Here is a 21,233-nt window from a genome sequence, read left to right as displayed (position 1 = left end):
CTAAGATGAAAAGGCTGCATCGCAGCCTTTTATTATTTTGTTAACACCTTAAAACGTATCATATATAACTGTTCAAGGTCGGGGTAAATCTCGGCAATCACCAGTCGCAGTTCAGCTAAAGTCATGTTTTCTTGTTGGGCATGCAACGTCGTGAGTTCAGACAGTGTAATTGGCGCCACTTCCAACACTTGGATATCACAAAACCAACGGTGGGTTTCGAAAGTCGACACGGGAAGAATCTGGCCCGGTATCACATGGGATTCAGCCTCATTTCGCAACGTAATCGTTTTCTTCCCCATCAAAATATCGTGCTCAAAGCGTTCAAAAAAAGTAATCTCAGTCAACAAAGTTAATCCCTCTATTTATCCCGTCACAAATACAGATAGCACGCACAAAATACAGCAAAACATGGTCAGTTTGCGCTATTTAAGTTAGAATTCGACCTCAATTGAGCCATTGGCCTCATATTCCTGCGCTTAGCGGGTGCGAACGACATTAGAGACTTTATGAACAAGAAACAAAAGATCATCAAAAAAATTGCGAAACGTGCTAAAGCCAGACTGAATAAAGTCGATCCAGCCACCATTGGCGCACCCGCAAAATCTGGCTATATCTCTAAGGCAGAACGCGCCAAGATCGCAGCACTTGCTGCGGCTGCAGAAGTAGAATCAGCAGCAAGTGAGCCACAAGAGGCAACAACTGAGCAATAATATTGTTTAATGAAAACAAACTTATGCGCTAATAAGACTAATAAGTAATGCCACAGCCAGACTGTGGCATTTTTATTTTAACTAGCAATTCGTTGCTCATTAAATACATTAACGCCTCGAATTATCCTGTTGCCCAATTAAGGGTAAAACAGGCTCCATTTCTTGATCTTCCGTTAATTGCGCCATTTGCGCGCAGGAGGATGAAAGTGGGCTAGTTGCACTCGGTAGATTCTGTGCCACCTCATTCGTCATCAATTCGTCCGCATCGGTTGCTAAGCTAACAACACCATGCCCGGTCGATGTCAACGCAACCTTGTCGACTAAGCGATAGGCAACCCATACACCTACAACACCGAACAGAATAGAACCAATGACCTGGCCGATAAGCACACCGTAAACCCCGCCCAACTGCGCGCCAACATAGACAAAGGGGACAGTACCTAAAGTCGCCTTGCCCACATTAAACAAGGTGGAATATTTGGCCTTACCCAAATTATTAAAGGAAGCGTTTGCGACAAATAAAATGCCAGAGAAGATAAAAAACACCGCAATATAGCTGCAGAAAAACTCAATAAGCGCCGCACTATCGCCCTTCATATCAAACAAACTAACGACCTGCGTTTTAAGTAAGAACAAGAGTAACGACATCACCACCACATACAAGGTACAAAATTGAATCGCCTTCGTTAAACTTTCGCGCACCCTATCGAATCGTCCTGCCCCAAAGTTTTGTCCAACAATAGGCCCAATGGCACCTGATAAGGCAAAAATCATCCCAAAAGTGACAGGCACCAACCTGCCGAGTACCGCCCAACCCGCAACATAAGCATCACCAAAATCCGCAATTGCCCGTGTCACAAACGCATTGCCAATTGGCGTGGCAATGTTAGTGAGAATGGCAGGTCCTGCAATCGCAAAAATCGGTTTAAGATCGGCCTTAAAATCGCTGCGATAAAACTTGCCGAGGAGTTGATGTTTGACCATAACACCACGCCCCGCAATGACAAATACCGTAATCCGCGCCAAGACCGATGCCAATGCAGCCCCTTCGATCCCCATCGCAAACAGGAAGATAAAAATAGGATCAAGCACGGCATTCACGCCGCCACCCGCGAGGGTTGACATCATCGAAAGCTTTGCATCCCCCACGGCACGCAGCGCGCCGCCAAGGGCCATCGCAAGGCAAATAAAAGGTAGTGAAGGTACTAAAATATACAGATAACTCTCTGCAAGCTCAGCAGTATGACCACTCGCACCAACAAGCGTGACTAATTCAGGAATAAAAGTCGTCACTACGATGCTGACGAACACACTGATTAACGTGGTCACCACCGCACTGTTGAGCAATAGGCGTTTAGCTAACTCGACATCCTTGGCGCCGATAGAGCGAGACACCAACGCCCCGAGGGCAATGGAGAGGCCAATGCCAATTGAGGTGGTAAAAAACGAAATACTGCCCGCATAACCTACTGCTGCGGCTAATTCATGTTCGCCCAATAAGCTTAAGAAGAAAATATCGAGTAAATCGACCACAAATAATGCTGAAATCCCCACGGCAGCGGTCGAACTCATCACAAGAATATGGCGAAGAATCGAACCTTCAACAAACTTAGCTTGGGTCATGGGGTTGTTTTACCTTAGTCATTGCAAAAGCAAAGGCCAACAGAGAATTGTTGGCCTTTGCTTTTATAGTCATCGATGGGTATTAAGGTCAAGCACTAAAGCAGCTTATACCGCAATTGGACTCATCTTCGTTTGGTGATAACGCAGACGAGTGATTGACAATGCGATTAACGCAAGCAGTGTTAACGAACCCATCACCACCCCTTGCCACTCGGCTTTATGCCAAAACAGCATCAAATATGGCCCACCTAAGGCGGCACCTAAGTAGTAGCAACACAGATACAGCGAAGTCGCCTTGGCGCGATCGCGGCTTGCGCGCATCGCCACAAAAGAGTTACAGCAACTGTGGGTTAAGAAAAAACCACAAGCTGTCATCAAAAAGCCTATGCAAATGGTGGCGGTGGTATCAAACAGAGTCAATAAACTGCCCAACAGCATCAAACACCAAGACCATTGATATAACCTGTGCTGACCAAATTTTGCCAGCCACTTAGCGGTAAAATAGGAGGCCACAGTGCCACTGGAATAACACAAAAAAATCAAGGTCGCTTGGAAACGGCTCCACTCATAGGGAGCAGCCATCAAATGCAACTGAATGAAGCTAAATTGGTTCACCATCATCATAAAAGTGATCCCACCAATGGCATAGGCAAAACGCATTTGCGGATCGGTTAGATGGTGGCTAAAACCATAAAAATCCTGTAATAACCGTGCCCGTTTTGAGACTGAAGGCGCCGAGGTTTGAGCGCCCGACATCACCTTCGCATCCGCGACTGAAGGCAATAAATAGCTCGTCAAGGCAACGCCTGCGAGGGTGACTAAAAACAACAACCACATGGACTCTTGCCAAGATAAAAACTGCGACATCATCCCGCCAAGTAAACGCCCAGCAATACCCCCTATGCTGTTGGCCATAATATAAATGCCCGCGGCTTTGAGCATAGTGCTTGGTGAGAGTTGCTCCTTAAAATAGGCCATCGCAATAGCGGGCACCGCGGCGAGCAATATGCCTTGTAAAAAGCGCACATATACAAGTGCATTAAAATCCTCAACCCAAATCAGCAGCAGATTCGACAACGCCAATAACCAAAGGCTGACGACAATTGGCGTATGCCGGCCGATACGATCAGATACCACCGCATAAATTAATAGGGAAAATGCCAAGGAAAAACTGGTCACAGAGAGAATAAGCGTCGCCTGTGAGCCCGATACGGCAAAATGCTCGGCGAGCAGCGGCAACATACCCTGCATTAAATACAAATTGATATACACCACCACGGAAGCCACACACAGGGCCCACATCAGTCGGGTATCACGTTGTTTATTGTCGATAATAGTGTCTAACACGGCTTGCACTTTTTGCCTCGATTAACGCATCACTCTCAAGATAGACAAAGGTTAGCACTGGGCATAACATAACAATAATAGATAATTTATATCGACTTTATTGATTTTTGTTATGGAAAATTGTTGATAACTGACATGGTTATCGCAAATTGTCGCGCGTAAGCGTGCATCACAAGCAAAAGGCTCACACCATGGATATACGCCAACTTAAACACTTAGATGCACTTGCTATTACTGGCAGTTTTACGGCGGCGGCCAAAAAACTCAATATGGCGCAACCCGCTCTAAGCCAAAGTATTAAACGGCTCGAACTATCCCTTGGCGTCACCCTGATCAACCGCACCAGCAATAAGCACGATAAACACCTGGCACTGACTGCCGAAGGCTTAGTGTTACACCAACATGCCACCTTGATCCTCAAACAAATTAAACAGGCTGAAGCGCAAATTCGCGCGATGGCTAATTTGACCTCAGGTGAAGTACGCATTGCCGTGCCGGGCATGTTGGGTTCTTTTTACCTACCTTCACGACTCATGGCCTTTCGCCATCAATACCCAGAGTTAAAGCTCTCTCTCTTTGAAGGTGGCACTCGCGATGCACTGCGGATGTTGCAACAGGAAGAAGTGGATATCGCCATTATTACCGCCCAAGATCTGCAACCCGACTTTGATAGTCAGCTATTGATCCGCGAGCAAATGGTTATTGCCATGGGCGCAGAACACCCACTCGCGGAGATTCCCGCTGTGAGCTTAAACGACTTCTTTGACCATGAACTGGTAATGTTCAAAACTGGCTACTTTCACCGCGAGTGGATCCTCTCTCAGGCAAAAGACTTGGGTAAAAAACCCAATATAGCCTTTGAAACCAATCTGATTAACTTGATCAAACAAATTGTGTCGCAGGGATTTGGCATCACCAGCGTGCTCGAAATGGCCATCAGTCCTAAGGATGACATCCTCGCGAAACCCTTTGACCCACCAGTATTTTTAAATCTGCATATCGCCTGGAAAAAGCAGCGCCCTGTGAGTCAAGCCGACCGCGCCTTTGTGGAATTTTTGATGAAAAATCGATAGTAAACGGAAAATAAAAAGGGCCGATAATCTCGGCCCTCATCAGGGTTAACCCTTATACATGCTAGGGTCTACCGGTTTGAGCTCGAACAACTTAGCGCAGTTTACGACGACCAAAGGCAAATGGCAGCAGAAGTAAACTTAACCAACCTAAAGCACCACCGTCATCTTTCTTCGGTGGCGTATCGGTAATAGAGACAGACACGACACTCGAATCGCGATTACCATGATTATCCGATACCGTCAGTTGGAAAGACACCGTTTGTGCAGCTCCATCCACATTAGGTGCAACTAAGTTTAATTTGGCCGCGGTGGGGTCAAAATTAAAGCTTGTACCACCTAACTGAGTCCACTTATATGTCAGCGGATCATTATTGGCATCAGCGGATTTACTGGCATCAATAAACAAAGGCTTACCTTCTTGAACTGACGCTGGCGCTGCTATCATGGCAACTGGCGCCACTTCAGTCACATCAAATTGATATTCCTGCTTTAAGATTTCAGCGCTACTGTTATTCACTTTGTTAGTTAAGATCAATTGGTTCTCTTGACTTGCCTTACGTGGCACAAGCTCAAAAGTAATATCTTGAGCGGCTGCCGCAGAAGCCATATCAATTGTCCAGCTAATCTTATTCGCCTGATGTACACCTTTATGGCTTATATTGGCCACTTCATGGCCTTCAGGGATCTGTGCTTCAAGGGTGTAAACCCGCGTCTCAGGTGTGCTATTGGCAGCAATCCGAGTCTTTATCACCTTAGGTACACCAGGTGTTAATTCACTGGATATCGTACTTCCCAATGGTGGCAGCACGTCATCTATGGTGCGCTCAAACAACAACGGAATCGCAACTGGTGCCACTTTCTCGTCGCTGCTGGTTAATGTTAATTGAGCCAAACCATCGCTGCCGACTAACATAGCTTGCTTCCAAGCGAGGTTGATACTGAAATCCTTGCTGTCCCCCGAAAGGGCCGCCGTCAAGTTATCACCCACCCCATTGTACAGTGTCACCTGTTTGAGACTAAAAGTATCCTCAGCATTGGCGGCTGAAGCCTCATAGTTTTGCACGATAACAATATATTGTCCCTTGACAGGATTTTTAATGGAGACACGTTCCTTAGACCCATTTAAAGCAGAAGAGCCAACCCGTGACAACTTACTGCCATCTTTCTTGTCTAGAAACACAAACATATCTAAGTCAGGAGATGTAGTCTCCCCGATTGATACATTGAAAAACAAGGCGTTATCTTCAACATTAAAGGTAAAGACCTTGACACCATCTTCCAAATTGTCAAATGCACTGTTGTTATCAGAATCCTGCTTCACACGGGACTCAAGGGTATCGCTTAACGCCAATGCGGTCACTTTTGCTGAAACACCAGGCATATCAATAGCCTTTAGGTGGTTAAAATTGCGTTCATCAGCATCACGAGCGACAAGGATATTCAATGCTGTAGGTAAATCACGCTTGGCAATTTTGGCAGCAATTGGCATCGATGCCGTTGGAAAGGCATCAGATTCAAGCACTAAATTACCAAAGCCCCAATTTTCACCAACCTCAGCCACATTGGCAGTCACGGTAATGACTTGGCTTTGCCCTTTTTTCAGACTAAAGCGCTCTGGCGATGCAGTTACCACCAGTTTATCGGTCACAGCAACCCCTTTAGCTGTCCACGTGCCGTCAGCGGTAGCTGTGACTGTGCGAGTCCAAGTACAATTATCGATACAGCGTGAATCCGCCATACTTGGGATGTTTAACTTACGAGGATCACCGCCCTTCGCAGGATTGGCAATGTCGTAGCTTAGTGCCAATTCATCCATCACCAAGCCTGTTTTGGCGGCTAAATCAACGCGAATACGGCCTGCTCCCACATCGAAAGGATCGGCAATAGTCTTAGCATCGGCTTTTTTCATCGCCTGAGCGGTGGTAGCGGTTAACATTAATGCTGAGCGGATTTGATCCGGTGTCCAATCCTTGTGAAGTGATTTTAATAACGCTCCAGCGCCTGCCACATGGGGACTGGCCATGGAGGTGCCCGACATTAAGGTAAAATCAGCTGGATCAGTGCCGGTTTTGTCATGACCAAACTGTTGATCAGCATAGGCTGCATAAATATCTGTACCAGGTGCCGCGACGAAGGGCACTAATACATCATTTGTAGCATTGGGACCGATAAGTGAGCTGGCGTTTAATACATCAGCTTCCTTCGTTACCACTTTAGGCAAAGGCGAAATTACCAATTCAAGACTCGGATTGGCCGTAATCGCATCAATGAGTGCAAGACCATCGGTGTTACCGATAAATACTGCGGGAATATTTAATTTTTCTAAACCTGACATACTTAAACGTGTGTTGTCTTCGCCTTCTCGGTTAAACACCACAACACCTTTAGCGCCAGCGTTCAATGCAGCTGCAACTTTAACATCAAATGTACAGCCACCGCGCTTTATCACTGCAATTTTGCCTTTGAAGGCATCCGTTGCAAAGGCTTTACAAGCTTCAAAATTCGTCGAATCGAGACTGCCTGCATAAACAGGGATCCCACTCAAGACTTCCGTTAAAGCAGGGCCAGACCCAGCCGTAAAACTATAATTTTTACCATTAAACTCAACTGCGCTCACAATATCTCGATCATGAGTGGAGTTTGCCACCGAGGTATACCAAGGGGCATTTTTCGGTGTCGAGTATGGCGTTTGGGTAATAGCAGCACTGGTTGCAGTAGAAGGACGAGTGTTGCCAGCAGCAACTGCCGTGAAAATCCCCGCATTACGTGCAGCTAAAAAACCTTGCTCTGTAGCACTATTCCATGGATTACCGCCACCACTGATAGAAAAGTTCAGCACATCGACGCCATCTTTAATCGAATCATCAATCGCTTTTAATATCGGTGCAGTTGGGCAACCAGAATAGGTGTCTCCTGCATTACCAGGATTACAAATTTGATAGGCAATAATATTGGCATGGGGTGCCACACCGGATATTTGCGCAAATTTAATGTCGGTTGAAATCCCCTCACCTTCGAGCTTTCCGGCTTCACCTTGTACATAGGGGACATTTAACAGGATATTACCAGCGGCGGTACTCGCAACATGGGAACCATGTCCACCGTAGTCTTCACCATTTTTAGCCGGTGGTTTATCACCAAAGACTTTTGCATCGTCATAATTGTTAGTGATCTCAGAATAGCTGCGAACACCAATCAATTTGTCATTACACATGCTGGTAAAATCAGTTTTACAATCACCGATATAGATACCTTGACCTAGCGGATTCCTATGGTCATAACCATCGCCACCAATATCGGCAAAGGAAGCGTGATCAGAGTTAATGCCAGAATCAATAATCCCGACTATCACCCCTTCGCCCATCGCCTTTGTGCCAGTGGCACTGCCATCCCATATTTTAGGTGAACCAATAAGCGATTGACTTACATCGGTTTCTAACTGTTCAATACGCTCACGCTCAATAAAGACGACTTCTGGCAGCTCAGCCATTTTGATCGCCTGCGCCTGCGTCATGCGAATCGCCATACCATTAAGCGCATACTGATAGGTGGTTAATGCTTCGATGGGACTACCTATCGCTGCACTGGCATTCGTTAAAAATCGATTTTGCTTAACCTTAAGATAACTAACATAATTTTTAACTTCAGGCTTAGCTACATCCAGCTTTACATTACCAGAGAATTGACTCGAAACACGGCTACTAGAGTGTTGCGGGCTCGTTGCTTTAAAGCCAGCAATTTCACCTTGGTAATTTGCTGCAGCACTGTCACGTAAACGCACAATATAAGTGTATTCACTATCATCTAAATCCGCTTCCGGGACAAATTTAACCTCGTTAGCTTCGATGGATAAACTGCCACGAACAGTACTTGCCGCTAATTCAGGACTAATATCAAACTGTACAGTTTCACCGCTGTGAGATAATACGGTTTGAGCATTTGCTGCAGATGACAGCAGTGCCATTGACACTGCTAATGCAATTTTTGTTTTCATTATCGCTTCCTTCGCTATATCGAATTTATTTCTATAAAGTTCAATTTTTAATATTTATTCAGCACAAATATGGATTAAATTTCTGTGACTGATTCGAACTTCAATTCAGCGTTTTAACACAGGGCGATACACATTGAAACACATTATTAACAGAACAATTACCCATAAAATCAATCAATAAGAATGGCGTACTCAATAAAAATACTCATTTTAGGCATATAAAAGAACAGCCCACGGTTTATTTCATTAAAAGGAATTTTAGCAAACTCTTAAAAATCAAGGTAAATTAGAGCTACGTGCCAATATTAATGATGGCTAAGTCATCGATTTAACAGAATAGAATATCGATTATTGCATTAGGAAAAACCAAAAAAATTTAGACGAAATAATTTCAACAAACAAAATTAATAACCAAAAAATTCAATTATGGATATTTTTTAATCTTTAACTTTACAGAATGCCACCCAACAACACCTTCATGAAAATAATAAAATACATGACGGTAAACTAGGACAACAAAGCAAAACGATAAAAACAAAAAAGCCCTTTTAAAAAGGGCTTTTAGTGATAATTAATGCTTTATTGATTAATCATGACCGGCTTCATTAATACCTCGGTGGTATATTTATCATTGTTAATCACAGGGAAACGATCATAGGTTTGAAAAATCACCTGCTCCTGATACTTAATCATGGCAACTACGCCATAATTAATCCGTTTATCAATAGATTGCGCAGGTAGCAGAAACTTAAACGGTACTGGCGCCCGAGCAATGTTAAAGCTTTTTTGGGCAATAACGACACCAGGGGTATTTAAATCAATAATGGCGATGGTAATTTCACTTCCTTGAGGCAGGACAATTTTCTCTAAATAGCCCGCAGCACCATTGACGATAACCGGTGGTTCGGGCTTCACTGTTACGCAGCCACTCATCGCTAATGAGGTTAAGCACATTAGAATAAATAATTTTACTTTCATTAACATATTAACTTCCTTTTACCATACGGATCAGCCCTTCTTGGGTAGTTGATGCCACTAACTCCCCCTGCTGATTGAAAAATTGCCCCCTAACATACCCACGCCCACCGCTGGCATTGGGGCTATCAATACTGTACAGCAGCCATTCTCCCATATTAATCGGCCGATGGAACCACATTGCATGATCTATGGTTGCCATTCGGATCCCTGGTGTTAAAAACGATACCCCATGGGGCTGAGCCGCTGTCACTAAAAAGTTAAAGTCAGAGGCGTAAGCCAGCAAATATTCATGAATATGCGTGTCCGTTGGCATTGCACCATTCGCCCTTAGCCACACATAGCGATAAGGCTCAGTTTCTTTGGGTGCAAAGGGATGCAAAGGATTGACTAAACGCATTTCAATTGGCGCGTCTTCCATAAATTTTTCGAGGATCCTCGCGGGAACTTTATCCCGTAAAGTCATCGCCAGTTCATTTTGATTTAATAACCCCTCAGGGCCGGGAACTTCTGGCATCAGCGCTTGATGTTCAAAACCCGCTTCAGGTTCTTGGAAGGAGCAGGTCATATGAAAAATCGGCCGCCCCTTTTGAATCGCACTAACACGCCGCGCACTAAAACTACCGCCATCGCGCATATTTTCAACTTCATAAACGATGGGGAACTTCTCATCCCCTGCGCGTAAAAAATATGAATGCAGCGAATGCACCTGGCGTTCGACAGGCACGGTTTGCTTGGCGGCACTTAATGCCTGTCCCATCACCTGCCCACCAAACACATGCCCAAATCCTAAGTCTTGGCTTTGACCACGAAACAACCCGATTTCAATTTGCTCAAGGGATAATAATGATAAGAGATCGTCTAATACTTGACTCATAGGATCCTACTGAAAATGTGCAACTCATACCCAAGGGTAACTCAGTTCGACTAGGGCTGACCAGTAGGGATTTTCTCTGTTTTCTATGTTGTTTGTTAACGATTTAACGATCAGTATGACGGACTACTCAATTTTAATGTGATGCTCAAGGGCGCTCTGTTTTGACCAAGCCAACACTTTATCCTCACCACAGGAATGTAAATTAACGGGAAAAGCGTAGTAAAGCTCGGGCCAATACTTGACTAATTTGTCGGGCGTACATTGGCCCTCACTAAAGTAGATAGATTGAAACTCGGCAAATCTGCCATGACTCACACTGCCCGCACCCGCGAGTAGATGCTGGCCATTAGGTGCTTTTGAGCTCACTAAAAACGCCACGGTCGCGGTTAGCGTATCAAAGGAAAATAATGGTTGTATCGCGGGCGCTAAATGCTTACGCGTCATGTCGGTCAACGCCTGCGGACATAGACTATTGACGTGAATATTATACTGCTCGCCCTCTATCGATAGACTGTTAACCATACCGACGAGGGCCATCTTGGCCGCACTGAATGCCACTTGGTGCAAATCACCAAAGAGTGCCGACACACCCGTTGTCATCAAAATGCGGCCATACCCCTGTGCTTTCATCACTGGCCATATTGCTTGAGTCAGATAAAAACTGCCGTTTACATCAACTTCAAACTGCCGCTGCCAGTTTGCAGCTTGAATATGCTCGAAGGGACAAGCACCATAGATACCCGCATTGTTGATTAAAATATCAATGCATTGCCAACGCTGCATCAAGCTATTGAGCATCGTCTTGATATCCGCCTGTTGGCTTACATCGACCTCAAAGCAAAGACAATCAGCCCCAAGTTTCAAAATCGTCTCATAGGTTTGGCACAATTCACTATTGGAAAAATCACCCTCTGAGTACTGTTGCCGTTTAGCGGGCGCATTAGGTTGATCAATCAGCACCACCTTAGCGCCCCGCTCTGCCAACATAATGGCATAGGCTCTCCCTAGCCCGGAGCCAGCTCCTGTGATTAACGCCACTCGGTTATCGAAACGCATCCTATCGAATCCTTATCATTGACATAAACGTGACGTACTCATTCCCCACTAGCACAGCCGATTGATTGACGGATTAAATCCACACAAGATTCCTCGACTTAACCAATAGAACACGGGTAAACGGCATGCTCTATAAAAGCACAGGCGAGGTGGATTTTCTTTGACCTTGGCGACAAATCTTTTTCCTAACCATGGAACATCTGTGCGCCAATTCAAACTCTATTACATGCGTGTATTAGATAGTGCTCACTTTAAGTCAAATTCTTGTTATGCTATGCCGCTGTTTACTACCCATCCTTTTAGATAACGACTGGACATCATGAATCCTTGGATTTTAGCCATTAGGCCCCGCACCTTACCCGCGGCAATCGGTCCCCTATTAATTGGTAATATTCTGGCGTTGCACCTTGAGCGTTTTAGTTGGTTAATTGCCGCGACATCGATGCTATGCGCCATTTTATTGCAAATCGCGGTCAACCTTGCGAACGACTACTTTGATTTTAAGAATGGTATCGATACCGCCGAACGTATCGGTCCGGTTCGCGTGACACAAAGTGGCATGATCCCACCAAACACGGTACGTAATGCCATGGTATTGTGCCTATTACTGGCTTTAGCAGTGGGTTCTTACTTGATTTGGCATGGTGGATGGCCTATCGCAATTTTAGCTGCAGCAGCCATTTTAGGTGCCCTAGGTTACAGTGGCGGTCCCTATCCTTTAGCGTCACACGGACTTGGTGAAGTCGCCGCCTTTGTGTTTTTTGGACTGGTTGCCGTGGTGGGCAGCTATTATCTGCAAGCAGGTGATACCACCATTAATGCTTGGTTGCTGGGATGTGCCATTGGCCTCTTTAATGCCGCGATAATGTTGGTCAATAATACCCGTGATATTCGTACCGACACCCAGGCAGGCAAGCACACTCTAGCGGTCAGGATAGGTGAGGCGCAGGCCAAAGTACTGTATCAAGCCTTAATTTACTTACCCTTCGGTTTAGTGATCGCTGGGTTTTTACTGGGCATTTTGCCAGGGCTCCCCGTGTTACTTGCGGGTTTATCATTGCTTATCGCCCGTAAGCTCAGTAGTGATTTCTATGCCGTATCGGGTGAAGCACTCAATCCACTATTGGGGCGCACCGCAAAACTCACGATGATCTTCAGTACCTTATTTAGCGTAGGACTGGTCTTTACCGCTTAGGCTCGACGATGTTTGCACAAATCGGCGAACGCGGTAACCCTGCACACAGATAAACGAAGGTTAACAATACCCAAGGTTCCTCATGATGCGTTTAATGCGCCAAATGACGAACCTTTTTACTTTTAGCGTTTGATTATAGCCAGAGATAACCGGATATCGCTGTGTTTAATAGCACACCGCTAAACGCTTGTATTGCTTTAGGTGACTCAGAACTTGCCGCACCAAAACACACATGCAAGGGCAGCAAGTGCTCTTCCCTTGGATGACTAAAACGCGCCTCAGGTGCTGACTGCCAATCAATTAACTGCGACTTCGCTTGATGAGGCGCCAATGCCAGCACTTGGGTTAGCCAGTCATCAAACTCTTGGCTGCGGGGTAACACCTTAGGATCACTTGAGAAAAATGCCCGCATATTATGAAACGACATCCCCGACCCAACAATCAACACCCCTTGTTCCCGCAATGATGCGAGTGCTTCACCGATAGCAATATGAGCGCGAGGATCAAGGTGCCGCACTAATGACATTTGCACCACAGGAATATTTGCTTCAGGGTACATCAATTTAAGTGGCACAAAGGTTCCGTGGTCAAATGCTCGCTGATTATCGAGTTTTACTGCAATTCCACTCACCTTTAATAAGCTCGCAATTTTTTCAGCGAGTTCAGGGCTGCCTGGCGCGGGATAACTGAGTTTATAAGCCTCAGGCGGAAATCCATAATAGTCGAATAACATGCCAGGATGGGGATGGCTCGACAGCGTAACCTGCGCCTCCTCCCAATGGGCTGTAATCAATAAAATGGCATTAGGCATTGGGATTTGTCCCCTGACTGAAGACAAAAAATCCCTAAGCTGCTGATGGTTAACATCATTGAGTAGCGGCAAAGGCCCACCGCCATGGGGAACAAATATTACCGGCATGAGACTGACATTTACGTGTGCCATAGTAACCTTCTCTTTTGATGAAACAGTTAGTTGTAACTTGTTAACCTCAGATCTGCAGCCAAGGTTATAAAATCATTTTTGTCTTCTACCTAGGTTGCAAGTGCACAAACCTATCGACGCTTTCAGCTAATTTGATGGTTAAAAACAACAGTGCAGATAAAGACAATGCAGGTAGCGCGCTAAGGGTGGTTTCATAATTGAAGTGGTAATAAATCGCCCCATCATCACCGATAACAATGCCGCTGCCGACAACACTCGAGCTCCATGCCAAAAGGCAAGTAGTGCACTTACATCAAGCCCTCAACTGTCATAGGACGGAATTATGCGCCCACAAAAAATAAATAAATATGGAATAATATCGAATATCTCCTAAAATATTTATTTACTTGTTAGGGGCATTGTCGTGACTTTAGAACAACTGTTAATGTTTAATACCGTTGCCCTCGCTGGCTCACTCAAAGCCGCCAGTGACAAATTACATAAAACACAACCCGCCATCAGCCAAAGCATTAAACAGCTTGAATCTCAATTAGATGTAGTTCTTTTTGACCGCCAAGGTTATCGGTTAGCGCTGACCCAAGAAGGACGAAAGTTACTGCAATACGCCCAACGCGTACTCAATGAAGCCCAAGAGATGCGCCAAGTCGCAAAACATCTCGCCATAGGCAATGAAGCTAGCATCACCTTAGCCTTTGAGGCCTCTTTTAATCTTGCCCGCATTTTGCCGATGTTGGAGCGGACACAACTTGAGTTTCCCCATACACAAATCATTCTTAAACAAGAGTATTTAACGGGGGCACTCGAAGCCTTAAATCAAGGTAAAGCCGATATTGCGATTTCCGCTGGCGGCATTGAATCGATGCGCTCAAATCATTTTGAGCTTGGTTTTTTATTCTCGAGCAGTCTACTGGATGTCGCTTCACCCCGTTTACTAAGCCGTTATCCCAGCCTAAGCCATGTAAAGGAATTGGTGAACGAGTACCAAATTGTGATTCAAGATACAGGCACTGGCACCGCCAATATTGAATTTGGGGTCCAAGCGGGACAACGCCGTTGGTACGTAAATGATTTTTATACAAAGAAAATGCTTATTCAGAGCGGTATGGGGTGGGGAAAACTGCCTTATTATATGGTTGAAGAAGCCCTCGCCAACGGAAGTTTACACCCCCTTGAACTAAAGGAAAGACAAAACCTGATCCAACTCGATTACTATGTGATGCGACGCCCCCAATCACCCTTAGGCCCTGTCGCCCAAGCATTGTGGGAAAACTTAGTTCAATTAGCAACTAAGCAAAGCTGATAATTAATCTCTTTTGGTATAACACAATCTGTATGTGTACATTGGTTAATTAATCACCCACACATTTTTGAAGGCTGTACGCCATGATGGAAGCCAAAAGTTCAGCCCCAAGGAGCACTTGAATGGATGCAAGTGATTCTCTGATTTCTATTTTAATCATGCCTATTCTGTAAACGCCGAGCTTTGTTTTATGCTGTCGCAGTTGCACAACGGGTCCCACATGCAGTTCAGTCATTCCTATCCGACCAAGCCATTAACTCATCGCTGATAATAAATGACTGACCAAAAATCAAACTGCTCACCTTTGGCTGCGCACCAATCTGGAAATGGTTCAACCACACCTAAAGACGAATACTCCTCCCAGCAATTCAGCAAGCCCTGATAATAATCCAGCGATTTTTGCAGCGTTAATTTTATGTCTCCAGCTTGCACTCTATTGTTCAATAATTGCGCTGATGACAACAGGTTTTTAGCGCGAATCATGTCGCCCAGTAAAATCGATTCTGATAAATGATGGGTTTGAAAATCCACACTTTTTAAATACAATATCACCACTTGAGTTAGGCTAATTTCGTCAGTAGGATCGAGTTCAAGAGCCCTTTCATAGGACGTGATATCTTCATTAATGTATCCCAACCATCTGTGGGGTATTGCATTATTGGGTTCCTCTACAACCCACTGTGCTAAAAGCTCTTTTAGAAATGCGATAACAGGGTAAGCCAACAACTGGTGGATTTCGCGATTCCAATAACCTAAGGATAACAACTCAACCGCAATCATCCTTTGCTCCGCCAAGGGTTGATTCTTACAGCGAGTGACAAATTCGTTTACCGTCGCATTCGCTTGTTTTTTAAGTCCTTGCTCTTTTTGAAGACAATATTTTCCAAAAAGTTCATACCCTTCAAGCGCTGAATATTTATCGCCGACAGCCTTTAATCCTTCAAAATTATCACGATTCCAGTAATACATATTTGCACTCAATTTGTCCTAATGCTCAGCAACATAATACTATAACTTGAGCTATAAATGGGGGGAATTAAATAATCCCAAAGCGTAGTTGACTTAACAATGTCGCCATTGAATTGATACCCATCGGCAATATCATCTCTAATCAAATAATTTACCGTTAAGTGTCTCACCAATAATATTGTTAGGGCGTGTTGACGTTTCGAGATTAGATTTTGTTCGTTCTGGCAAACACGTGCTCGCGAAACGAGGAATGATGTGTAGTTTACTCAAATGACGAGCGGCTCTTATGACAGAAAGTAAGAGCAAGTGCTTGCCAGACGACCCCTTCAGGCAGCATTGGGCTGGCGTTTCTGCTGCGTTATCGTCCGTTTATGTAGAATAACTACACTGCACGGACTTTGCCTTGCATAAAAGCCAGCCAAATTGCTGCAAAAATAACCCTGAAACGTCAACACGCCCTAGTCTGGATAACTCAGTTTTTGTTATAAAATTAGACATGAAGCAGTCTAGTCTTCAAATCCGCCAGTAAGACATAAGCAAAAAGGCTCCAATCAGATATTGGAGCCTTTTGAGTTAAAGCAGAATGCTAAGATTGAAATTAGAGCTTAATTAAAACCCTTTCTTGTGCGCTCCAATCTAGATGATATTTCTCACCTGCTGGCTTATCAATTCGCTCAAAAGTATGCGCTCCAAAAAAGTCACGTTGCCCTTGAAGTAAATTGGCAGGCAAGATTTCGCTGCGATAACTGTCGTAATAAGCGAGCGCCGAACTAATACAAGGCACAGGGATCCCTTGCATAATCGCCGCAGCCACGGCAATGCGCCACTCGGTTTGTTTTTCCGATAAAGTGCTGGCAAAAGTATCGGCCATCAATAAACAACTTAAGTTCGCATCCGCTTGATAAGCTTGGGTAATAGATTGCAAGAAGGTGGCACGAATAATACAACCCGCACGCCAGATTTTCGCGATCTCAGCAAAATCGAGTTGCCATTTTTGCTCCTGCGCCGTCATCGCCATTAGTTGGAAACCTTGGGCGTAGCAACAAACTTTAGCGCAATAGAGCGCACTCTCTAGGGCATCGATTAAGTTGGCTTTTTGGTTTTCATCCATCGCTGGAGATAGAGGGCCAGCGAGCTTTTTACTAAGCTCAACACGTAAGGATTTTTGGGTGCTTACCGCGCGAGCATAAACGGCTTCAGCAATGGTGGGAGCCGGACAACCAATTTGCAAACTGCTTACCGCCGTCCAAAGACCCGTACCCTTCTGCCCCGCTTTATCGAGGATCATCTCAACTAACGGTTTGCCTGTTAATGGATCTGCTTGCTTTAATACCTCTGCACTCATGCCCATGAGATAACTGTTTAAACTGCCCTGATTCCAGCGTTCAAACACCTCGCCCACTTCTGCGGCACTCATGCCAAGGCCATCATGCAATAATTGATAAGCTTCGCAAATCAACTGCATATCGCCATATTCAATGCCGTTATGCACCATCTTCACATAGTGCCCAGCACCAGCAGGGCCAATATAAGTGGTACAAGGCTCGCCTTCTGTTACTGGATTGCCCGGTTCAAAACGCTCAATCGGCAACCCAGTTTGAGGGTTGACCTTAGCAGCGATAGCCTTCCAAATCGGCGCGACATGTTGCCATGCGCCAAGATCGCCACTTGGCATTAACGAAGGGCCAAAACGTGCCCCCACTTCCCCACCCGAAACCGCCGAGCTGAAGAAAATAAACTGTCCTTGGTAACGTTGTTCACGCTCAACGGTGTCCGTCCAAAGACTATTACCCGTATCGATAACGATATCGTCCGCTTCGATACCGGCAGAAATTAAAGCACCACATACCCCATCCACAGGCGCACCTGCGGGGACAGAGAGTACCAGAATACGAGGTTTAGTGAGGCTGGCTAACATTTCTGAAAGATTAGCACAGCCTGTTATACGTAGTTCCTGTCCTACACGCTCTTGTTTTTCTTGTTGTAAAACCCCGTTGACTTTAACAGGATCGAGATCGAAGGCACTGACGCGATATTGATTGTCGGCAATATTTAGCGCAAGGTTTTTACCCATTACGCCAAGGCCTATCACGCCAATGTCATTAAGATTGCTGTGGTTTTGCATTATATAATTCCCACGGGTCACAGAGGTTAGAAATAACCAATTTGGAGCAGTAATTATATCGGCCTTTGTAACTTAATTACCAGAGAGAAGAGACGATGCATACGATTGGCAATTTCGATTGATTTAAAGGACACTTTGTTTTATCAGGGAAAAATCCTAAATAACCTGAACTCGGGGTAACGAGTGTCGAAAAAATCTCAATTTAACAAACTAAATCAATGCTATAAATGATTTTTTGAAAAGAAAAATCTTTTTCCTGAATGAATGCGCAGATTTTTGCGCATATCAAGGCGCTCTGTCGTACGCCATAGCGAGCTATGGTTAGACAGAGCAACGCAGAGAGGCCCGAAAAGATGCCTATTCAGCGGCTCTGCTTATCCCGAGCTCAGGTTACATATGACCAAGTCTCGTTCCCATCGTATACATCCATCTCAAGCTAGGTGTGATGTGAAGGCGAATGTTAATGCCTATGTTAGTGAGCCAGCTTTAACCCCAACACACCAAGCAATATTAAAATTAGACTCGCAATTTTCAGCAAGCTTACGCCCTCGCCTAAGAGAATAATGCCCGCAATTGCGGTGCCCATTGCACCAATGCCAACCCAAACTCCATAAGCCGTTCCAATTGGCAATTGTTTAACGGCAAGGCCAAGCAGCAACACACTTAAAGCCATAGAAAGCACGGTGAACACACTCGGCCATAAGCGAGTAAAACCGTCGGTGTATTTAAGCCCAATGGCCCAACCAATTTCAAAAAGTCCAGCAAGTATTAACAGTAACCAGCTCATAGAGAACTCCCATACGGGGTCGTCCCCAAATTGATATCGGCGTGTTTAGGGTCGTCCCTAAGCCGTTGTGAAATGTTTAATGTCTTGAATCTAGAGGTAAAGTCTTAAGACCCAATGCCTAAATCGTGCTTTGTAAAAGCTCGACTATTAAGTATGCGGGCTAGACTAACAAATAGTGATATCTAAGAGCAAGCCTCGGGCCCCAACCCTTTTCCCCAAAATAAAGGCGATAGCCTGATGGTATTGCACTCATCAGACTATCGCTCTAGCACTTATTGTTGTCCGCTCACCACAGCTTAGTCACATTAGCCCACGAGAGCATCGGCATAGCCCATACGAGTTAAAGTAGTACGCACTAAATCGAGCGTCTGCGGATCTTCAATGGTCGCAGGTGCAGTATATTGTTGATTATCAGCAATTTTACGCATTGTCCCTCGCAAAATTTTACCTGAGCGAGTTTTCGGCAGCTTTTGAATCGCGCTCACCAACCTAAAGGAGGCGACGGGACCAATTTCTTGGCGGACAAGCGAAATCAATTGCTTATGTAATTCTTCATCCGTAATGGTCACGCCCTTTTTAAGTACCACTAAGCCTAATGGCACTTGGCCCTTTAATTTGTCATCAACACCAATTACAGCGGCTTCAGCCACATCGGGATGCTGGCACAGTACCTCTTCAAACCGCCCAGTAGAGAGACGATGACCCGCTACGTTAATGATGTCATCAATGCGGCTCATAATGTAAAGATAACCCTCTTCATCCATGTAGCCTGCATCACCAGTGAGGTAGTAGCCGGGATACATAGATAAGTAACTGTCTTGATAGCGTTTATTGTTTTGCCAAAGCGTAGTGAGTGTCCCAGGTGGCAGTGGTAATTTTATCACCACATTGCCTGACACATTCGGCGCCACTTTTGCCCCCATCTCATCGACCACATCAACTTGGTAACCCGGAACAGGTCGCCCCGGTGAGCCAGCTTTAACCGCAATCGGTGCTACACCCATTAAATTGGCGGCCACTGGCCAACCTGTTTCAGTTTGCCACCAATGGTCGATCACCGGTTTATTTAACTTGTCCTCAGCCCAATGCAAGGTGTCGGGATCGCAGCGCTCCCCAGCTAAAAAGACATTCTTCAAGCAGCTTAAATCGACACCATGGATAAATTCACCGTCAGGATCCTCGCGCTTAATAGCGCGGATCGCCGTGGGCGCGGTGAAAAAGCTTTTAACTTGATACTTAGCAATCGTGCGCCAAAAGGCGCCGGGGTCTGGTGTGCCAACGGGTTTGCCTTCATATAGCAGCGTGGTCGCGCCCGCAAGTAACGGACCATAAACAATATAGGAATGGCCCACAACCCAGCCCACATCCGATGCAGCCCAAAACACATCGCCTTGATGAATATCGTAAATATTGGCCATCGACCAAGCCAATGCCACCGCATGACCACCATTGTCACGCACGACCCCTTTAGGTTGGCCCGTAGTCCCAGAGGTATAGAGCACATACAAAGGATCGGTTGCATTTACCGCGACGCAATCAACGCTTTCACATCCCTTTAGTGCGGTTTGCCAATCCTTATCGCGCCCCGCTTGCATCTGCGCCTCATATTGAGGACGGTTTAAAATCAAGCAATGCTCAACTTTGTGCACGGCTTCATTAAGCGCTTTGTCTAATAAGGGTTTATAGGGCACAACACCCGAAGGTTCGATCCCACAGGATGCAGACATCACCAGCTTTGGCTTGGCATCATTGATACGGGTAGCAAGTTCATTGGCCGCAAAGCCACCAAATACCACCGAATGAATGGCGCCAATGCGCGCGCATGCAAGCATCGCATAGGCCGTTTCGGGTACCATCGGCATGTAAATAACTACCCGATCACCCTTTGTCACCCCCATAGTACGTAAATACCCTGCAAGCCTTGCTACTTGAGCCAGCAACTCGTGATAGGTAATACTGTACTCGGTTTCTGTTACTGGGCTAACGTAATGAATCGCAATCTGCTCGCCGCGGCCAGCGAGCACGTGTCGGTCTATCGCGTTATAACACGTGTTTAGCTCACCATCGCTAAACCAGTGATAAAACGGTGCCTCGCTTTCATCTAATATTTGTTTGCTTGGCGTAACCCACTCTAAGGCTTTGGCTGCTTGTTGCCAAAATGCTTGTTTATTCGCAATAGATGTTTGATGTAATTGTTTTCCAACATCTGTCATAAGGCCTCCCATCATGACATTTTCCTGTGTTACCACAGGTGAAACT

General features: G+C 45.4%; 17 protein-coding genes. 4 read left to right on the top strand and 13 right to left on the bottom strand.

What is annotated here, in order from left to right; translation table 11 throughout:
- Positions 1-32: 32 nt before the first annotated feature.
- Positions 33-347: a N(4)-acetylcytidine aminohydrolase gene (gene yqfB, locus H9J30_RS14515; RefSeq protein ID WP_275679635.1), complete on the bottom strand. Its 315-nt coding sequence runs from the start codon at positions 345-347 to the stop codon at positions 33-35.
- 159 nt (positions 348-506) lie between these two features.
- Between yqfB and H9J30_RS14510 the strand changes: the two genes are divergently transcribed.
- The gene (locus H9J30_RS14510) at positions 507-710 is read left to right on the top strand and encodes a DUF2986 domain-containing protein (protein WP_047537234.1); all 204 of its coding nucleotides are present in this window, start codon (positions 507-509) and stop codon (positions 708-710) included.
- 108 nt (positions 711-818) lie between these two features.
- Here the strand turns inward: H9J30_RS14510 and H9J30_RS14505 are convergent, their stop codons facing one another.
- A complete protein-coding gene (locus H9J30_RS14505; RefSeq protein ID WP_240131634.1) occupies positions 819-2,333 on the bottom strand; it encodes an MATE family efflux transporter in 1,515 nt (504 codons plus the stop codon).
- A 105-nt stretch (positions 2,334-2,438) separates the two neighbouring features.
- Entirely contained in the window at positions 2,439-3,689 is a 1,251-nt protein-coding gene (locus tag H9J30_RS14500) for an MFS transporter (protein ID WP_240131633.1), read from the bottom strand.
- Between the two features lie 182 nt (positions 3,690-3,871).
- Here H9J30_RS14500 and H9J30_RS14495 point away from each other — a divergent pair, with 182 nt between their 5' ends.
- Complete coding sequence (locus H9J30_RS14495; protein WP_240131632.1) at positions 3,872-4,753, top strand: LysR family transcriptional regulator; 882 nt, start codon at positions 3,872-3,874, stop codon at positions 4,751-4,753.
- Between the two features lie 91 nt (positions 4,754-4,844).
- On the opposite strand, the gene H9J30_RS14490 is transcribed toward H9J30_RS14495, so the two are convergent.
- From H9J30_RS14490 to H9J30_RS14475, 4 genes are all read right to left on the bottom strand, one after another.
- A complete protein-coding gene (locus H9J30_RS14490; protein WP_240131631.1) occupies positions 4,845-8,747 on the bottom strand; it encodes a S8 family serine peptidase in 3,903 nt (1,300 codons plus the stop codon).
- A 579-nt stretch (positions 8,748-9,326) separates the two neighbouring features.
- Positions 9,327-9,731 (bottom strand): YbaY family lipoprotein, encoded by a 405-nt coding sequence (locus tag H9J30_RS14485; protein WP_240131630.1) that lies wholly within the window; start codon positions 9,729-9,731, stop codon positions 9,327-9,329.
- Position 9,732: 1 nt separating this feature from the next.
- On the bottom strand, positions 9,733-10,599 hold the full coding sequence (gene tesB / locus H9J30_RS14480; RefSeq protein WP_240131629.1) for an acyl-CoA thioesterase II: 867 nt from the start codon (positions 10,597-10,599) through the stop codon (positions 9,733-9,735).
- A 123-nt stretch (positions 10,600-10,722) separates the two neighbouring features.
- Positions 10,723-11,655 (bottom strand): SDR family NAD(P)-dependent oxidoreductase, encoded by a 933-nt coding sequence (locus tag H9J30_RS14475; protein ID WP_240131628.1) that lies wholly within the window; start codon positions 11,653-11,655, stop codon positions 10,723-10,725.
- A gap of 319 nt (positions 11,656-11,974) precedes the next feature.
- On the opposite strand from H9J30_RS14475, the gene H9J30_RS14470 reads away from it, so the two are divergent.
- Positions 11,975-12,850, top strand: a complete 876-nt coding sequence (locus H9J30_RS14470) for a 1,4-dihydroxy-2-naphthoate polyprenyltransferase (protein ID WP_011072012.1) — start codon at positions 11,975-11,977, stop codon at positions 12,848-12,850.
- 133 nt (positions 12,851-12,983) lie between these two features.
- Here the strand turns inward: H9J30_RS14470 and H9J30_RS14465 are convergent, their stop codons facing one another.
- On the bottom strand, positions 12,984-13,793 hold the full coding sequence (locus H9J30_RS14465; protein WP_240131627.1) for a DODA-type extradiol aromatic ring-opening family dioxygenase: 810 nt from the start codon (positions 13,791-13,793) through the stop codon (positions 12,984-12,986).
- A 403-nt stretch (positions 13,794-14,196) separates the two neighbouring features.
- Between H9J30_RS14465 and H9J30_RS14460 the strand changes: the two genes are divergently transcribed.
- Entirely contained in the window at positions 14,197-15,093 is an 897-nt protein-coding gene (locus H9J30_RS14460) for a LysR family transcriptional regulator (protein WP_240131626.1), read from the top strand.
- Positions 15,094-15,142: 49 nt separating this feature from the next.
- Here H9J30_RS14460 and H9J30_RS14455 read toward each other — a convergent pair whose 3' ends face one another.
- From H9J30_RS14455 to H9J30_RS14435, 5 genes are all read right to left on the bottom strand, one after another.
- The gene (locus H9J30_RS14455) at positions 15,143-15,328 is read right to left on the bottom strand and encodes a hypothetical protein (protein WP_240131625.1); all 186 of its coding nucleotides are present in this window, start codon (positions 15,326-15,328) and stop codon (positions 15,143-15,145) included.
- 23 nt (positions 15,329-15,351) lie between these two features.
- The gene (locus tag H9J30_RS14450) at positions 15,352-16,062 is read right to left on the bottom strand and encodes a hypothetical protein (protein WP_240131624.1); all 711 of its coding nucleotides are present in this window, start codon (positions 16,060-16,062) and stop codon (positions 15,352-15,354) included.
- Positions 16,063-16,660: 598 nt separating this feature from the next.
- A complete protein-coding gene (gndA, locus tag H9J30_RS14445; protein WP_240131623.1) occupies positions 16,661-18,187 on the bottom strand; it encodes an NADP-dependent phosphogluconate dehydrogenase in 1,527 nt (508 codons plus the stop codon).
- A 472-nt stretch (positions 18,188-18,659) separates the two neighbouring features.
- A complete protein-coding gene (sugE, locus tag H9J30_RS14440) occupies positions 18,660-18,974 on the bottom strand; it encodes a quaternary ammonium compound efflux SMR transporter SugE (RefSeq protein WP_011072008.1) in 315 nt (104 codons plus the stop codon).
- Positions 18,975-19,279: 305 nt separating this feature from the next.
- The gene (locus tag H9J30_RS14435; RefSeq protein WP_240131622.1) at positions 19,280-21,187 is read right to left on the bottom strand and encodes a propionyl-CoA synthetase; all 1,908 of its coding nucleotides are present in this window, start codon (positions 21,185-21,187) and stop codon (positions 19,280-19,282) included.
- Positions 21,188-21,233 lie beyond the last annotated feature (46 nt).

The organism is Shewanella cutis (assembly GCF_022410515.1).
GTDB classification, from domain to species: Bacteria; Pseudomonadota; Gammaproteobacteria; order Enterobacterales; family Shewanellaceae; genus Shewanella; species Shewanella cutis.
This window is presented reverse-complemented; position numbering and strand designations above follow the sequence as displayed.

What these genes read in the sequence shown, in the direction of transcription:
- H9J30_RS14510 (WP_047537234.1), top strand. Translation starts at nt 507, where the DNA reads ATGAACAAGAAACAAAAGATCATCAAAAAAATTGCGAAACGTGCTAAA.
- H9J30_RS14505 (WP_240131634.1), bottom strand. Translation starts at nt 2,333, where the DNA reads ATGACCCAAGCTAAGTTTGTTGAAGGTTCGATTCTTCGCCATATTCTT.
- H9J30_RS14495 (WP_240131632.1), top strand. Translation starts at nt 3,872, where the DNA reads ATGGATATACGCCAACTTAAACACTTAGATGCACTTGCTATTACTGGC.
- H9J30_RS14490 (WP_240131631.1), bottom strand. Translation starts at nt 8,747, where the DNA reads ATGAAAACAAAAATTGCATTAGCAGTGTCAATGGCACTGCTGTCATCT.
- H9J30_RS14485 (WP_240131630.1), bottom strand. Translation starts at nt 9,731, where the DNA reads ATGTTAATGAAAGTAAAATTATTTATTCTAATGTGCTTAACCTCATTA.
- tesB (WP_240131629.1), bottom strand. Translation starts at nt 10,599, where the DNA reads ATGAGTCAAGTATTAGACGATCTCTTATCATTATTATCCCTTGAGCAA.
- H9J30_RS14475 (WP_240131628.1), bottom strand. Translation starts at nt 11,655, where the DNA reads ATGCGTTTCGATAACCGAGTGGCGTTAATCACAGGAGCTGGCTCCGGG.
- H9J30_RS14470 (WP_011072012.1), top strand. Translation starts at nt 11,975, where the DNA reads ATGAATCCTTGGATTTTAGCCATTAGGCCCCGCACCTTACCCGCGGCA.
- H9J30_RS14465 (WP_240131627.1), bottom strand. Translation starts at nt 13,793, where the DNA reads ATGGCACACGTAAATGTCAGTCTCATGCCGGTAATATTTGTTCCCCAT.
- H9J30_RS14455 (WP_240131625.1), bottom strand. Translation starts at nt 15,328, where the DNA reads ATGACTGAACTGCATGTGGGACCCGTTGTGCAACTGCGACAGCATAAA.
- H9J30_RS14450 (WP_240131624.1), bottom strand. Translation starts at nt 16,062, where the DNA reads ATGTATTACTGGAATCGTGATAATTTTGAAGGATTAAAGGCTGTCGGC.
- gndA (WP_240131623.1), bottom strand. Translation starts at nt 18,187, where the DNA reads ATGCAAAACCACAGCAATCTTAATGACATTGGCGTGATAGGCCTTGGC.
- sugE (WP_011072008.1), bottom strand. Translation starts at nt 18,974, where the DNA reads ATGAGCTGGTTACTGTTAATACTTGCTGGACTTTTTGAAATTGGTTGG.
- H9J30_RS14435 (WP_240131622.1), bottom strand. Translation starts at nt 21,187, where the DNA reads ATGACAGATGTTGGAAAACAATTACATCAAACATCTATTGCGAATAAA.